The 15,315-nt window shown below is 61.9% G+C and carries 16 protein-coding genes; 5 read left to right on the plus strand and 11 right to left on the minus strand.

The features are described 5' to 3' along the window. The first annotated feature begins 76 nt into the window (after nt 1-76). Both ACFRFQ_RS25350 and ACFRFQ_RS25355 read left to right on the plus strand, forming a co-directional pair. Complete coding sequence (locus tag ACFRFQ_RS25350) at nt 77-1,078, plus strand: LLM class flavin-dependent oxidoreductase (RefSeq protein WP_378663869.1); 1,002 nt, start codon at nt 77-79, stop codon at nt 1,076-1,078. A gap of 68 nt (nt 1,079-1,146) precedes the next feature. Then, a complete protein-coding gene (locus ACFRFQ_RS25355) occupies nt 1,147-1,767 on the plus strand; it encodes a TetR/AcrR family transcriptional regulator (protein WP_378663871.1) in 621 nt (206 codons plus the stop codon). 68 nt (nt 1,768-1,835) lie between these two features. Here the strand turns inward: ACFRFQ_RS25355 and ACFRFQ_RS25360 are convergent, their stop codons facing one another. The 4 genes from ACFRFQ_RS25360 to ACFRFQ_RS25375 all read right to left on the minus strand — a co-directional run bounded on the left by ACFRFQ_RS25360 (nt 1,836) and on the right by ACFRFQ_RS25375 (nt 6,690). Next, on the minus strand, nt 1,836-2,936 hold the full coding sequence (locus ACFRFQ_RS25360) for a nuclear transport factor 2 family protein (protein ID WP_378663874.1): 1,101 nt from the start codon (nt 2,934-2,936) through the stop codon (nt 1,836-1,838). Nucleotides 2,937-2,951: 15 nt separating this feature from the next. Next, complete coding sequence (locus ACFRFQ_RS25365) at nt 2,952-3,881, minus strand: aspartate/glutamate racemase family protein (RefSeq protein ID WP_378663876.1); 930 nt, start codon at nt 3,879-3,881, stop codon at nt 2,952-2,954. A 116-nt stretch (nt 3,882-3,997) separates the two neighbouring features. Further along, complete coding sequence (locus ACFRFQ_RS25370; RefSeq protein WP_378663878.1) at nt 3,998-5,656, minus strand: long-chain-fatty-acid--CoA ligase; 1,659 nt, start codon at nt 5,654-5,656, stop codon at nt 3,998-4,000. A 212-nt stretch (nt 5,657-5,868) separates the two neighbouring features. Then, on the minus strand, nt 5,869-6,690 hold the full coding sequence (locus ACFRFQ_RS25375) for a helix-turn-helix domain-containing protein (protein WP_378663881.1): 822 nt from the start codon (nt 6,688-6,690) through the stop codon (nt 5,869-5,871). A 286-nt stretch (nt 6,691-6,976) separates the two neighbouring features. On the opposite strand from ACFRFQ_RS25375, the gene ACFRFQ_RS25380 reads away from it, so the two are divergent. The 3 genes from ACFRFQ_RS25380 (at nt 6,977) to ACFRFQ_RS25390 (ending at nt 8,441) form a co-directional block, all read left to right on the plus strand. Then, nucleotides 6,977-7,345: a nuclear transport factor 2 family protein gene (locus tag ACFRFQ_RS25380; RefSeq protein ID WP_378663884.1), complete on the plus strand. Its 369-nt coding sequence runs from the start codon at nt 6,977-6,979 to the stop codon at nt 7,343-7,345. A 158-nt stretch (nt 7,346-7,503) separates the two neighbouring features. Next, nucleotides 7,504-8,076: a VOC family protein gene (locus ACFRFQ_RS25385; protein ID WP_378663886.1), complete on the plus strand. Its 573-nt coding sequence runs from the start codon at nt 7,504-7,506 to the stop codon at nt 8,074-8,076. After that, nucleotides 8,073-8,441: a nuclear transport factor 2 family protein gene (locus tag ACFRFQ_RS25390; RefSeq protein WP_378663889.1), complete on the plus strand. Its 369-nt coding sequence runs from the start codon at nt 8,073-8,075 to the stop codon at nt 8,439-8,441. Before ACFRFQ_RS25385 ends, ACFRFQ_RS25390 begins: the two co-directional genes overlap by 4 nt. 101 nt (nt 8,442-8,542) lie before the next feature. On the opposite strand, the gene ACFRFQ_RS25395 is transcribed toward ACFRFQ_RS25390, so the two are convergent. Genes ACFRFQ_RS25395 through ACFRFQ_RS25425 form a run of 7 tightly spaced genes read right to left on the minus strand, consistent with a single transcriptional unit; the run spans nt 8,543 to nt 15,312 of the window. Then, a complete protein-coding gene (locus tag ACFRFQ_RS25395) occupies nt 8,543-9,322 on the minus strand; it encodes an IclR family transcriptional regulator (RefSeq protein WP_378663891.1) in 780 nt (259 codons plus the stop codon). After that, nucleotides 9,319-10,884 carry a long-chain-fatty-acid--CoA ligase gene (locus tag ACFRFQ_RS25400; RefSeq protein ID WP_378664182.1) on the minus strand — a complete coding sequence of 522 codons (1,566 nt, stop codon included), beginning with the start codon at nt 10,882-10,884 and terminating at the stop codon, nt 9,319-9,321. The genes ACFRFQ_RS25395 and ACFRFQ_RS25400 overlap by 4 nt, the downstream gene beginning before the upstream one ends. Nucleotides 10,885-10,898: 14 nt before the next feature. Continuing rightward, the gene (locus tag ACFRFQ_RS25405) at nt 10,899-12,044 is read right to left on the minus strand and encodes an alpha/beta hydrolase (RefSeq protein WP_378663893.1); all 1,146 of its coding nucleotides are present in this window, start codon (nt 12,042-12,044) and stop codon (nt 10,899-10,901) included. Nucleotides 12,045-12,046: 2 nt separating this feature from the next. Then, nucleotides 12,047-12,622, minus strand: a complete 576-nt coding sequence (locus ACFRFQ_RS25410; RefSeq protein WP_378663896.1) for an NADPH-dependent FMN reductase — start codon at nt 12,620-12,622, stop codon at nt 12,047-12,049. Then, nucleotides 12,619-13,395, minus strand: coding sequence for an ABC transporter ATP-binding protein (locus ACFRFQ_RS25415; protein WP_378663899.1), 777 nt, complete (start codon nt 13,393-13,395; stop codon nt 12,619-12,621). The genes ACFRFQ_RS25410 and ACFRFQ_RS25415 overlap by 4 nt, the downstream gene beginning before the upstream one ends. Next, nucleotides 13,388-14,191: an ABC transporter ATP-binding protein gene (locus ACFRFQ_RS25420; protein WP_378663902.1), complete on the minus strand. Its 804-nt coding sequence runs from the start codon at nt 14,189-14,191 to the stop codon at nt 13,388-13,390. Before ACFRFQ_RS25420 ends, ACFRFQ_RS25415 begins: the two co-directional genes overlap by 8 nt. Continuing rightward, a complete protein-coding gene (locus ACFRFQ_RS25425; protein ID WP_378663906.1) occupies nt 14,188-15,312 on the minus strand; it encodes a branched-chain amino acid ABC transporter permease in 1,125 nt (374 codons plus the stop codon). The genes ACFRFQ_RS25420 and ACFRFQ_RS25425 overlap by 4 nt, the downstream gene beginning before the upstream one ends. Between the last annotated feature and the right edge of the window lie 3 nt (nt 15,313-15,315).

A 15,315-nucleotide genomic window follows, 5' to 3' on the forward strand; every position in this document is an offset into this window, starting at 1 on the left:
TCCCAAGCCTTGACGAACACAAAAACTGAAACTACCGTCAGTTTTAGTTTTTCACTGAATCCGGAAGGAATATCGCATGGAAATCGGCATTCTGAGCCTCGGCGACCACGTACCCAATCCACACACGGGAGCCCGGAACTCACAGCGGGATCGACTGCGCTCCATCATCGACAGCGCTGTCGCGGGCGAGGACATGGGCTTCTCCATGATCGCGCTGGGCGAGCACCACTTCAACGACTACATCATTTCCTCGCCCGAGCTGATGCTCGCCGCGATCGCAGAGCGCACGAAGCGTATGCGCCTGGCTACCGCGGTGACACTGCTCGCCACCTCGGACCCGGTCAAGGTTGCCGAGGATTTCGCGACTCTCGACCTACTGTCCAACGGTCGTGCCGAGATCGTCGTCGGACGCGGCATCAACCCGGAAACCTATGCGGCATTCGGCAGTCTGGATCCCAAGCAAGGCCACGCCATCATGGCCGAGAAGGTTCTGCTGCTCGATCAGCTCTGGAACGCGAAGAAGCCCTTCAGCTGGTCCGGCGAGTTCCGCGGGCCTCTGGACAACGTGCAACTCAAGCCCGCTCCCCTCAAGGGTGCGCCGCGCCTGTGGATGGGCACCGGCACCACCGAGGAGTCCGTGCGCCGCACCGCATCACAGGGCCTGCCACTGATGCTCCCGAGCATCTTCGCCCGTATCGACGCGTGGGGCCCGCTCGTGAAGATCTACCGCGAACTCATGGAGGAGCAGGGCCTGACGCCGTTGGTCGGCTCGTGCGGCTACCTACATGTGGACGTAGACGGACAGAAGGCGCGGACGCAGTGGGAGCCCTACCTGACCGGGTACGTCTCGTGGGTTCACAAGATGCTCGGCAAGTCGAAGCCCGTCGACTACCAAGACCTGATCGAGGGCACCGCCATGTGCGGCAGCCCGGAAGAAGTCCTCGACCGCATGGGAAACCTGCAGGAAATCATCGATCCCGATATCCACCTGCCGGTCTTCGACGTCGGCGCCCTGCCGCACGAAATGCTCATGGACACAATGCAACTCTTCGCCTCCGAGATCATGCCCAAGCTGTAGGTGCATCCACGTCAGCGATATCGCTACAATCCAGACCTGCAGCGACGAGATCTGAAGGGGCCATCAAGGTGCATACAGCGAGTACCGAACACGTGGGTACGAAGGGGCAGCAGACCGAGCAGCTCATCAAGACCGCGGCGCGCACCGTCTTCAAGCGCGACGGTTACCTCAACGCCCGGATGACCGATATCGCTGACGAGGCAGGCAAATCTCCAGGAACGCTCTACAACTACTTCGACAACAAGCGGGAGATCCTCCACGCAATGTTGCAAGACTTCCTCAGCCGCGTCCTCGAGGACGGGAAACCCGATCCGCAGGGCGAGTACACCGCGGAATCACTGAGATCTGCCGTCGCCGTGTTCTGGCGTACCTACACCGAGTTCATTCCTGAACTGGTCGGAATCACGCACGCGGCGGCAGTCGAGGACGAATTCCTGCAAGCGTGGATGGAGATTCGCGAGGTCGGTGTCCGAAAGATTGCCGGACGAATCAAAGTGCTTCAGCGCGAAGGAATAACGGATCCCAATGTAGATCCGTACGTTGCCGCGTCAGCGCTCTCGTCCATGCTCGAACACAGTTGTTATCTCTGGCTCGGCATGAACGCGCAAGGGATAGGCCGACCTGAGTCCGATGACGAAGCGATCGACACCATCACCTACCTATGGTCGCGTGCCCTGGGGATCGAATGACCTTCGAAACGAATGAGCGCCGGCGATTTGCCGGCACTCATTCGTTGCACCTCAACGCAATACAGTAGTCAGTTCAGCAGCGCCGCTACCACCGGAAGCGATGTGTCGGCATCCCCGCGCTGACCCCGCATGTTCGACGGGGTATGAGCGAGCGAGCCTTCCTCGACGGCATGGTCATGACGCCACTCGACAAAGGTTCGGTGCTCGACCATGAGCCAGCGACCGTCGCGACGCTCGAACCGGTCGATGTACCGACCGCCCGCAACGCCCTCGTAGTCCTCATCTCGGCCGTCCCAGAATGCATTTGCGGAAGCTGTGGGCGGAACTCGGTGGTAGGCGGTGACGTAGGTTTCCACTTCGGCGACATCACCGTCAAACGAGAACAGCATATTTCCCGTCTGGTGGTGGGTCCGATCGAGGGAGCCCATCGATACGCGCGCGCCCTCCACCATTTTCTGCCAAGGCTTCTCGGTTCCGATGAAGACAGTTTTCCCGTCCTCGTGGAAAACGCTCGCCATCAGTTCCCATCGGTTCCGATCCACTGCGTGGCAGAAGCGATTGACAACGTCGGCGATTTCCGCGCGGTCGACAAGCCGGCTCGGGTCTACTCGGCCGAGATCGTGTGTGCGCCATGCCTCGACGACGGATCTCGAGATACCGTCCTCTCGCTGTCCCCGCGCCTGCGCAGTGACGCCGGCCAATCCGCCTTCACGGACCGGGCGGTGGTTACGCCACTCCGTGAGCAGGCGACGGTCGGCGATCCGCCAGCGCTCGTCGCGGAGCTCGAACCGGTCGATGTAGCGAGCGCCGAGCATGACCTCGTACGCCACTCCCGTGCCACCGAATGAGCCACCGGCCGGTGCATCAGCCGGGACTGCGTGGAAAGCAGTCACGTAGGTTTCGACGTGTGCCACGCTACCCTCGAAAGCAATCATGATGTTGCCGACCTGGTGGTGCGTCGCGGCGACCGGCTCGAGAAGCGCTGAGCCTTGTGCGACGAATTCGCGCCAGCTTCCGCCGATCGACGACAATCGGCACGTCGCGTCTTCATGGAAAACCGAGTCCATCAGCCACCAGCGCCGGCGATCCGTCGCATGGCAGTACCGATGGATGACATCTTCGATTTCGGCTCGGGCCGATACTGATTCGAGTGTGTATGCAGCGCTCATATATCTCTGCCCGTCCTATGCTTCTGCGGGCATGCTCGCCGGCAGGTCGCACGAGGCGGTGCCGTCGTCATTGAGGACACACACCGGGCAGTCTTCCAGATCAGCCCCGAGGGCGAGATCCGCCGCCTGCACCATCTCGGCAAAAAGCTCCTGTCGCTCCGATCGCGGCAGCCGCGAATCCCGCGCCGGGCGCAAGCCGAGCTCGATCAGCGTCTCGAGCTGGCGGTAACCGGCCGTCGTCGGGTCCACGATGGGGACACTCGAACGGGCAGCGAGGATCTCGGCGACCGGGCTCATACAGTTGCAACCGAGAATGACCGACTTGGCGCCGTCCCGCACTGCGAGCTCGATCTCGGTAAGGATGCGCTCGACAATGTCCTCTCGTCCGGCCTTCATCCGGGTGAGGAAGTTGTCTTCATCGGCCAGAGTGCTCTGCTCCGCGTGTGTCGAGACATAGCGAACCGAGATACACTGACGCCCAACAGGATTATCGCGCAAGAGGCGTTCGTAGACGAAGTCCATCGTCTCCGGCCAGATCGTGACGATACTGAATTTCTCACCGAGAGACGCCGCAGCCAGCAGGCTAGCTTCACCGCTGCCGACCACCGGGATGTCGGAGGCAGCGCGCGCGGCAGCCAGACCGTAATCCGGAACCCCGCCGATCAGCACTCCGGCGTACCCGTCGCGAGCGGCCCGCATAGCAGCCTCCGTGTAGATGACATCGGAGAGCAGTAGGTCGACCGCGTCGATCGGAGTCACTCGAATCCCCGTGTATACCGACTCTACGGAATACCCGGGCGAGATCAGGCGATCGGGGACCGGGCTCTTCTGCTGGCCCGTATTCATTTCGAGATATGCGATCCGCTTGGTCAACTGCGTCTCCCTGACATCGAGGTGATTCGAGCCACTTCCGGCGGCTCCTGTGACGAGGCTATCAGAAGTCATTTCTACTGTGAAGAATGGAGATCCGGCGCCGGAAAGTCCGGAAAAGAGTGCGCAACAAACAGATACAACAAAGCCCGGCCAGTGTGAAAATCTCACTAGCCGGGCTTTCACGAAACTTAGGCGTCCCGGTAGAAGTCCCCGTGTTGAACACGCATGACCTTCTTGTCGAGCTTTCCCACACTCGTCCGTGGAAGCGCGTCGACATACAAGATCGTGTCGGGGAGCTGCCATTTGGCGAAGGAACCGTGGAGCAGTGCGTGGATCTCGGCGAGCGCAACGTCCTCACCGTCCGTGGTCACCATGATGACGACCGGACGTTCCTGCCACTTCGGATGCTCGACACCGATCACTGCTGCCTCAGCTACCCGAGGATGAGCAATGATCGCGTTTTCCATGTCAATCGACGAAATCCATTCGCCACCACTCTTGATGACGTCTTTGAGCCGATCCGCAAGCTTGAGGTAGCCGTTTTCATCAATGGTTCCGATGTCGCCGCTACGCCAGTATCCGTCGAGGAATCGATCGGCGTCGTCATCAAGCTTGTGATATCTCGCGGTGATCCACGGCCCCTTCAGTAGGACCTCGCCCTGACTCTTGCCGTCATGCGGCAAGTCGTTGTCTTCTGGATCCACGATCCGCACATCGACACCACCTGCGGGAAGACCCTGATAGCGCTTGATGTTCCACCATTCGTCCTCCGCCACCTTGCCCTGCAAGGTCACCTTGCGGCCGTAGTTGACGAAGGCCATCGGGGCAGTCTCGGTAGCCCCGTACGCATGGATGAAATCAGCCCCGGTCAAGTCGTGGAACCCGCGCATGAGGGAAAGCGCGGGCTCGGTAGCGCCGGACAGCAATCGGGTTCGGCTGAAGTCGGGTTTGACGTCGAGAGTCTTGATGTAGTCGAGCATCGGCTGGAAGATCGCCGGCGCGCCGTTCGCGACAGTCACAGCCTCTGCGATCATCACGTCCGCCAGCATGTCGGTGTCCTCCGCCGAATAGCGGCCGGGCAGAACAATCTTGGCCGCGACGTAGACCGCGGACTGCGGCAGACCCCAGGACTGACTGTGGAACATCGGCGTGATCAGCATGACCGCGTCGGCGGCGCTCATCCCGTAGGACGAGGCCTGCGTCAGGGTGTGCAGATAGATCGCTCGATGCGAGTAGTACACGCCCTTGGGCCGGCCGGTGGTTCCGGTCGTGTAGCAAGCACTGTAGGCGGAACTCTCGTCGATCATCGGCCAGTCGATCTCCGGCGACGCCTTCGCGACGAGGTCTTCGAAATGACGGACATTCGGCAATGTCGTGGTGATGTCGGATAATGGCTTGTCGGACATCACAACCCACGTGACCTCCGGCGCGAACGGCGCGACCGACTCCGCGACGCTCAGCAAACTCTCGTCCACCAGGACCACGGACGCACCGCCGTGCGTCGCGACATAGCCAACATCTTCGGGCGCCAAGCGCAGGTTCATCTGAAGCATCACTGCTCCGGTACCGGGGATGGCCCAGTAGAGCTCGAAGTGCCGCTTGCTGTTCCAGTCCAGGATTCCCACCACGTCACCAGGTGCTACACCCAGATCGGTCAGAGTGTTCGCAATCCGTTTGACGCGTGCATACGCGTCGGCGTACGTGTAACGGTCCCATCCCCCATCGCTGGTGCGATAGACGATCTCGCGCTCCGGGTAGTTCCGCGCCGAATGACGGATCAACGTCGTTGTGTTGAGCTGATACGAATCGTCATTCGTCGACGGGTGTCCCTGGACAATCGCGGTCATTGCGCACTCCTGGTATCCGGTTGTTCGAGGGGTCAGCAACCGTGTCGGATGCTGACCCCTCAACGTGTCGCCTGGACTTGATATTTCGTGGGACTGACATTCATCCACCACATTATTCTGCAATGCAGAATACTTCTCTGCTCTCAGAATTGCATAGGCCAACTGGCTTAGTCAAGGCATGAAGTCCGAAACCCCAAGCCTGCACGACTCGCTCATGCACCAACCATGGCCAACGCGAGATCGGCGTACTCCCGGGCGATCTCACGCGGCGACGGACTGATCCCCGGCCGGTACCAATCGGCCACGGCGACGCACATCGTGACGATCGCCGTGGCCGTCGACGTCGCCGGCACAGTTCCGACCCGTCCCGCATTACGGCAGGCCTCCACTGCCGACTGAATAATTTCCCGAACCTTCCGGCGCGACTGAAGGTGCAGTAATCGGCCGGGCTCGTCAAGCGAACGGAGTTCCGTGGACGCGAGTACCGCCGAGGCCTGACGGTACGTATGGAACAGGATGACGCATTCGACAAGATTCACCACCCGCTGCGCAGGTGAATCCGCTTCGGCGTCTGCTGCTACGCATCGACTGATCAGCTCAGCCATTGCGCCCTGCAACAATTCGGTGAGCAGCGCGTCCTTGCTTTCCACGTGGTAATAGACGCCTGCCATCGACAATCCGCACCTGTCGGCGATCATCCTGACCGTCGCAGCGTGGTAACCCTCTTCCACGAAGACATCCAGTGCCACCCGAAAGACCGGGGCGAGGTCTAGTCGTTCAAAGTCCCGCCAGTCCTCGAACCCTGGGCCGGCAGGCTCGGGCGGATCCAGCTCGAGTGGTACTCCGAGCACAGTTGCGAGTGCCTGCAGACGCTCAGCGCCCGGCATGCTCTTGCCGTTCTCGAACTCGCTCAGCGACGACGGACTCATCCCGATCTGCTGCGCCAGTTGCCTAAGCCCCATCTCACGCTCGATGCGCGCTGCGCGCATCCTGACACCTAGCCCGTCCCCACCGATTCGTCCCACCGCTGCCATGCCCACCACGGTATCCCGCCGACTCGCGATTGCCCGGCTAGACGGCTAGGTTGCATGCCAAGTGGGTCATCCCCGATACCAGGTTCGCAACTTGTTCGAAACTTATCGATCGATAGTCCTTGACGAACCAAACAGGTGACAATACGGTCTTCGTGTGATGTTCGAGCGATGAATGTCACATCACAGCGCGAATACGAGACCCCGGACCAGGTCCGGCAACTGCGCAATCTCACCCTCTGATAAATACGTTCAGCGTCGCCTACGACGCCCGGTCAGGAGCATCCCAATGAGCGACATCCTCGAGTTTGCAGAGCAGTTCTTCAACGCTGTCCAGGGCGGTGACATCGATGCGGTAGCCGGCTTTTACCGCGACGACGTAACCGTCTGGCACAACTTCGACAACCTCGATCAGTCTCGTGAGGACAACCTCGCGACCCTCGCTGGAATCTCCAGCCGCTACGACGAATTCGGTTACGAGGACGTCCGCCACACCGCAGTCGAGGACGGATTTCTCCGCCAGCACGTCATCAAGGCCACGATCGGAGAGAAGACCGTCAACGTTCCCGCGGTCCTGCGCGTGTACGTCGAGAGCGGCAAGATCCACCGTATCGAGGAGTACTTCGACCGCGGCCAACTCAACATCGTCTTTGGCTGACCCAACCCTCGAACACCCGAGGGACAGGTGCCGCCACTACCATAGCCAGCCCAATGTTCGTAACTTAGCGATCGATAGGTCTTGACGAACCGAACACTCGGCAATAGTCTCGAACCAAGGCAACGGCGCGGTGAGCGTCACAGAGCAGGGAGAGTGTGATGACAAATACGGAATTCGAACTCGGCGGCGTATGCCACTTGGCGCTGGTGTGTCAGGACATGGAACGCACCGTCGACTTCTACACCAACGTCCTGGGCATGAAGCTGTCCATGACACTCTCCCTGCCCGGCGGCGGACAGCACTTCTTCTTCGACATGGGCGGCGGACAGTTCATCGCATTCTTCTGGTTCGCCGACGCCGCCCCCCACGCCCCCGGCATCGCAGCACCCGCGGCAATCCCCGGCATCGGCAAGGAAATCGCGTCAGCGCACGGCTCCATGAACCACGTGTCGTTCAAGATCCCGCTCGACAAGTTCGACGAGTACAAGGCCAAGCTCGAAGCCAAAGGCGTGCAGACCGGCCCCATGCTCAACCACGACATGTCCGAGCGCGGGATCAGCTTCGGAGAGAGCGACTCCACGTTCGTTCGATCGATCTACTTCTTCGACCCGGACGGCATCCTGCTCGAGTTCGCGGCCTGGACCCGAGAGCTACGCGAGGACGATGTGAAGCACGCTCCCCGGACCGCAGACGGTGACCTTGGCACCCCGGTTGGGGCTGCCGCCAAATGAGCGAGATACTCGAGCTCGCAGACAAGATGTTCGGAGCCCTCGAGCTCGGTAATGTCGCCGTTCTCGACGAGATCTATCACGACGACGTGAAGATCTGGCACAACTGGGACAACGCCGAGCAGTCCCGTGAGGACAACCTCCGCATCCTCTCAGGCATCCCCACCCGCTACGACGACTTCGGCTACGACGACCCACGCTGCGTCGCACTCGAGGATGGCTTTGTGCGCCAGCACGTCATCCGGGCGTCCATCGGAGACAAGACCGTCAACGTCCCCACGATCTTTCGGGTATACGTCGACGGCGGCAAGGTCCGTCGTATCGAGGAGTATCTGGACGCAGGTCAACTCCGCAAGGTGTTCGCCTGAAGAGTACGCAGTACATAGAACAGCCACGCCGATCAATTTGATCGGCGTGGCTGTCGCGTTGCACTACCTTGCCGCGCAGGCAGATTCGCACTATCTCCAGATCACAGGAAGAACGCTGCGACTTCGTCCACCGCTTTGGCCAGAGCTTCTGCGATCTCCTCACGGGTCACATCCGACATCCGACTCTTGGGTGTGGACACGTTCAAGGTGTACCGCGCCCCGCCGTACTCGCCGAGCGAAACCGACACCGATGCAACTTCATCCTCGGACTCTTCGTCGCTGGTAGCGAAGCCGACTTTGCGAATCTCCGTGAGCTGGCGCAGCAGTGCCGACCGCTTGGTGATCGAGTGCGAGGTCAGGCCCGTCAGCTTCTCCTCGGGATAGAGCTCACGTACTGCGCGGTCATCCAGCGCTGCGAGCAACGCCTTGCCGGACGATGTGCAGTGCGCGGGCATCGTCATCCCCATGCGGGACCCCACGCGCACCGCCCTTGCGCTCTCGACCGAGTCCACGAAAGTCACCGTGTTCCCATCAAGCCGGGCCAGATGGACAGTCTCACCCAGACTGGTCGAGAGACGCTCGAGCACCGGATGCACCCGTGCTCGAACGTCGGTCTGACGCAAGACCGCGAACGCTATCGTCGTCAAGGCAGGACCCGGCTCGTATGCCCGCGAGCCCTCGACCTGACGAACGAAACCTCGGTACTGCAACATCGCCAGCAACCGGTGCGCGGTCGACGAGGCAACCGAGAGGTACTCACTCACATCGGTCAGCCGGATACTGCGGCGCTCGCCCAGCAGCAGCAGGATCCGAAGTGCATTATCGACGGACTCGATCGGGTACTGCGGACGGTTCGCAGATGAATCTTCCTTTGCGGTCACGCAGGTAGCGTAACGGCAGAAGTTCGCAGATCATTCTTCGTGACCTTGCCCGACGCGTTTCGCGGCAACATATCGACCACAACGAGGTCGGTCGGCAACTTGTAGCGGGCCAACCTCTCCCCTGCCCAAGTGCGCAGCGCCTCGACGGTCAGTTCCCCCGCACCCGCCTTCAGCGAGACCACTGCGACCGGGGTCTCGCCCCACGTCTCGTGAGCCTGGCCGATCACCGCAACCTCGGCGATGTCGGGGTGGCCGGCCAGCGCATTCTCGACCTCGGCGCAGTAGATGTTCTCTCCGCCGGAAATGATCATGTCCTTCGCGCGGTCCACGACATAGATGAAGCCCTCGTCGTCCATTCGCACCAGGTCACCGGAGTGGAACCAGCCGCCGGCGAAAGCCTGCGCCGTCGCCTCCGGGTTGTTCCAGTAGCCGGTCATGAGCCCCGGGCCGCGGTAAACGATCTCGCCGACCTCTCCGTGCTGCACATCCACCATGTCGGGGTCGACGATGCGTGCCCAGACCCCGGGAGCCGGGCGTCCGACGGAGCCGAGTTTGCGGCGCGAGTCCTTTGCCTCGAGCACGCACGTGACCGGCGACATCTCGGTCTGTCCGAACAGCGCAAGGCTCGACGCGCCCGGCAGCACCTCGTCCATCTTGCGGAGCAGCGTGTCGCTGGCCGGCGCCGCGCCCCAGGAGCTGACGCGGAGCCGTGACAGATCACGCGGCGCTCGCTCTTGCTCGTCACAGACCGCCTGCCACTGAGTGGGCACGAGGAACGTCGAGGTGACCCGCTCGCGCTCCGCAACGTCGAGCAGGGCACCCGCATCGAAGGAGACGCTCGGCAGGATGACCATCGTGGCGCCCACCAGGATGGACGGGGCCACCAGGCCGATGGTGCCGATATGGAACAGCGGCGCTGCGCAGAGGCTGACCTCGTCATGCATCTCGAAGCGGAACGCCATGAGATTTGTGGTCGACTGCGCTGCCAGGTTGCGATGCGTGAGGACGGCCCCCTTGGGTCGTCCGGTGGTGCCCGAGGTGTACATCAGCAGCGCTGACTGTGCCTCGTCCACCTCCTCGACGATTCCTCTCGAACCGGGGTGAGAGAGGAGAACGTCGTATGGCGTTGCACCATCAGTGCTCTCGCTGCCGAGCTGGAATACCTGCACCGGACCCTCGGCCTTTGCAACTGCCGCGATTCCGGTGGCGCTCGCCTGTTCGTCCACGAAAAGGACGGCAGACCCGCTGTTGTCGAGTGTGAACGCCACCTCACCGACGCTCAGCCGGAAGTTGATCGGCACCGCGATAGCACCGATTCGGTTGGCGGCGATCATGATCTCGATGTATTCGGCCTGGTTGCCCATCAGCACTGCAACGCGGTCGCCCGAGCCCACGCCGCGCTCGGTGAGTGCGGAAGAGACGGCAACCACTCGCTCCTGAAGCTGCGCCCAGGTTATCCGGCGGTCACCGAAGACGATGGCCGTCAGGCCCCCGCGCTCAAACGCATACCGTGCAACCTGATTGACCCAGTGCTGCTTTCGCGCAAGCGCCAGATCATCCATCTCGATGCTCGTATTCACCACTGCGCCTTGGGGAAACGGTCGGCGATCCAATCGCAGATCACTTCGGCGACGGCTTCGCGGGCACCGGGCTCCTGGAAGTAATGATCGCCGGGCAGGTCCTTGCGCGACTTGTCCTCGCTCGCAAAGGCGCTGTACAGCGTGTCCGCGTCGCTCGGAAACACACCCGAATCGCCGTCAGGGTTGATGACCAACGCCGGCACCGTGATCTTCTCCATGTGCATTTCCGCGCGACACTGAGATTCTTCGAGGCTCCACATGTGCAGCCAGTTCCGCAGGGTGCTGCCCGCACCGATGCCGCGGTCGCCGCGGTTGGCCGCGGGAGTCTCCCCGCGATAGCACTGACCTTCCGGGCGACTACTCGGATCCAGCGTCGCATCCATCATCCGGGGATCCGCCCATGTACGTGGGACGCCGAAGTGCCGGTCGTAGTAACCGGCGTCGGTGACCCGGGCAAGCTCTTCCTTGGCCCAGGCGGTGATCCGGTGGTTGCGAGCAACCTGCGCGGCGCGGTACTTCTCGATGAATTCCTCGGAGTACGGCGGACCGTTCACCGGGTTGAACAGGTCGAGTTCGGGGTCGGTCAGCGTCGGGTCGTTCTCGTCGACGACGGCTGCATCCAGCCATGCGGTGAGAACATCGGGCCGGCCGCCGTGCGCCGCGAGTGAGACGTAGGCATCACCGGCGATGAGATCGTTGATACCCACTGCGGGTTCCATGTCGCGGGCGGGGCGGATGCACGGCGAGGTGGCTTGCGCCTGATAGGCCGCCATGAGCGAGCCGCCACCGGAATTACCAAGCAGGATAACCTGATCCACACCCTCGTGCTCCTTGAGCCAGCGCACGCCCACACCGATGTCGACCAGGGCCGCATCGAGGTTGAAAAGCTCTTCGTAACCGCGGTAGCGGGTGTTCCAGCCCAGAAATCCAATGCCGCACACAGCCATGAACTCGGCGAGGTAATGCTCCGAGAAATCAATCTGGTAATGCGTAGCGATCATTGCGATGCGCGGCTTCTTGCCGGCCGGCGTGTAGTACAGGCCTTGGCACGGGTAGCCGCCGGCACCCGCGCGCTTCGCGCCGGGGGACTCGGTGCTGACAAATTCCTTGTGGACGGTCGGGCTGGTGGTAACGCCGGTCATGGTTAGACAACCTCGAATTCATTGAGACTTGCGTACTTCTTCAAGTGCGAGAACATCAAATCGACCCGTTCGAGGACGATCGGATCCGTCAGTCGGCCCTGCTCGTCAAAGTGATTGGGCGCAAAGCTGAGGAGAATCTCGGGCCCCGGCAAGACTGGGGACCGCGAGAAGACGAAGGTGTGACGCAGTTCGAACTGGCTCCGCGCTGTTCCGAGTCGGCCGGGCGTCGCGCCCATGATCGCCACGGGCTTGCGCTCGAGTACCGACTGTCCGAGGGGAAGCGAGAGCCAGTCGAGCGCGTTCTTGAGGACACCAGGGATGCCGCCGTTGTATTCCGGCGTCGCGATCAGCAGGGCATCAGCGGCCGCGACTTCGGCGCGTAGCGCGTGGACACTCTCGGCCTCGTTGCCGAAATCGTCTTCGTTGAGCATCGGGATCTCACCCAGAAGCTTCGTAATCCGCACATCGACGTCGTCCGGCGCCATTGCCGCGGTCGCCTCGATGAGCTTGCGGTTCCACGATTCTGCGCGGAGACTGCCCGCAATCGCGCAGATCACAAATTTTCCGTCTTTCATCATGCAGCTCCCAGATAGGCCGCGACGACAGCTTCGTCGCGGATAACTTCGGCAGGCTTGCCGAGGGCAATTCTTTGACCAAAGTTGAGGACACACACGCGATTCGAGATGCCCATGACCATTTTCATGTCGTGCTCGACGAGCAGAATCGCCACTCCGAGGTCACGGTTCACCTTCACGATGGTTTCCGTCATCTCGGCGGACTCGTCGTGGTTCATTCCTGCGACGGGCTCATCGAGCATGATCAACCGCGGCTCCATCGCCATTGCCCGCGCCAACTCGATACGCTTCTGAGTTCCGTGCGGCAGCGATCCGACGGGGGTGTCGGCGAGATGCTCGATCTGCATCATCGCGGCGACCTCGCGAACCTTCTCCACCGCCGCTTTCTCCTCGCGCGCCGAGCGGCCCAGCCACAGCATGTTCTCGAGTGCCCCCGCGCGCATCGCGTTGTGCCGCGAAAGCAGCAGGTTGTCCAGCACCGTCATAGCCGGGAAGACCTCCACATTCTGGAAAGTCCGGGCGATGCCCTTCTTGGCGATCCTGTGAGCCGGGAGACCGAGGAGTTCCGCACCGGCGAAGCGCACCGAGCCGGACTGCGGTGAGTACACGCCGGAGATGCAGTTGAACAACGAGGACTTGCCTGCACCGTTCGGACCGATAACGGAGAACAACTCACCCTCGGCGATCGAGAAGCTCACGCCGTCAATGGCTTTGACCCCGCTGAAGCTCAGAGAAAGACCCTCGATCTCCAACAGGTTTGCACGCGTCTCAGACATGCTGGATCGCTCCTTCGGTATCGATTCCCGCGGGCTCTGCTGCGGGTGCGGCTGTGCCCACTGCCGACGCCCCCAGATAGAGCTCTGCAATTTCCGCATCGCCCCGCAGATCCTCCGCCTTGCCCTCCTTGACCACACGGCCACCCTCGAGAACATAGGCATACTGGGCAATCGCCATCGCCATTGCCGCGTTCTGCTCGACAAGCAAGATCGACGTGCCCTCCTTGTTGATGGCAACGATCACGTCTCGGACGTCCTCGACGATTTTCGGTGCCAATCCGAGGCTTGGTTCGTCGAGCAGAAGAACCTTCGGCGCCGACATCATTGCTCGCCCGATCGCGAGCATCTGCTGCTCGCCGCCCGAGAGGTAACCGGCTTTACGTTGCATCAGATCGCCCAAACGCGGGAAATGGTGCAGCACCCGCTCGCGCGCCTCGAGTTCCTGGGCCTTGCGATAGCGCCGTACGTAACCGCCGCTGGCCAGATTCTCCGCCACGGTCAGTCCCGGGAAGATCTGCCGGCCTTCGAGAGCCTGGGCAAGTCCTGCCTTGACGCGCTTCGACGAGCGTTCGTTGGTGACGTCCTTACCCAGCAGTTCGACCTTGCCCGAAGCCACCGTGCCGCCGTGCACGCCGAGCAGACCTGAGACAGCACGCATCAGCGTTGACTTACCGGCGCCGTTCGGCCCGAGAAGGCTGACGATCTGGCCTTCGGGAACCGTGAGACTCACGTCCTCGAGTGCCAGCGAAGCTGCGCCGTAGCGGACACTAAGGCTGTCGATAACCAGCGAGTTCATTTGCTACCTCCGGAGATTCGGGCTCGTATCCAGTCGACAGGCCGCTTGAAGAGGGCGACCAAGCCCTTGGGCTCGAAGATGAGAACCAGCACGATCACGAACCCGTACAGGAACTGCGAGAGCAGGGGCGCGGTGACGCCGCCCTCGGCGCTGGCATCCTTCGATACAAACGGAAGATACGGCGAAACCACGTTGACCATCTCGGGCATCGCTTTGATGAAGAATGCGCCGAGTATCGCGCCCGCGACAGTCCCCATACCGCCGATGACAACCATGGCGATGAAGTCGACGGAGACCATCATCGTCCACTGGCTCGGCGTGAAGTAGCCCATGTAGGACACGAGCAGTGCCCCGGAGACACCGGCGAGGGCCGAGGAGATGACGAAGGCGACGACCTTGGTCCGCGTCACCGGTATACCCGCGACGCCGGCGGCGATGTCCCGGTCTCGGACAGCCATGAAGGCACGACCGAGCCGCGAGCGCTTGAGGTTCCACGTCAGCACTGTGACAACGAGCAGCACTGCCAGCGCGAAGTACCACCATGCCTGGAACGAGGTCAGGATCTCCTCGCCTCCCGACGACCAGTAGCCGTCCAGCAGATCCTGCCCGTTGATTTCGACCGCAGGGGCCGTCCGGCCGTTGACGCCACCGCTCATACTGGTCCAGGTTTCCCAGACGTACGTGCCGATGAAAATCAGGGCCAATGTCGCGACTGCCAGGTAGAGCCCGCGGATGCGCACTGCCGCCGGAGCGACCACACCACCCGCAAGTCCGGCAACCACGGCAGCCGCAGGCAACCACACCCAGACCGGGAGTCCCTCATCGACTCCCAGCCAGGCTGAGGTGTACGCACCGATCGCCATGAATACCGCGTGGCCCATCGAGATCTGACCGGCAAATCCCGTGATGACCTGCATGCCGAGGGCACCGATTGCCGCAATCAACGCGAAGATTCCGACGCCCATCCAGAGGTCGGACTGCAGCACCCACGGCACAACGAGCATTGCCACGACCCATACTGCAACCCACACACGCGTGCTTCGTTTCTTGGTCGGCACGACCGCGCGGGGACCACCTGTGGTGTCATCGCCGACAGATGCGGGTTCGAGAGTTGTTGTCATCGG

This window comes from Rhodococcus sp. NPDC056743, from assembly GCF_042790355.1.
Taxonomy (GTDB): Bacteria; Actinomycetota; Actinomycetes; order Mycobacteriales; family Mycobacteriaceae; genus Rhodococcus_F.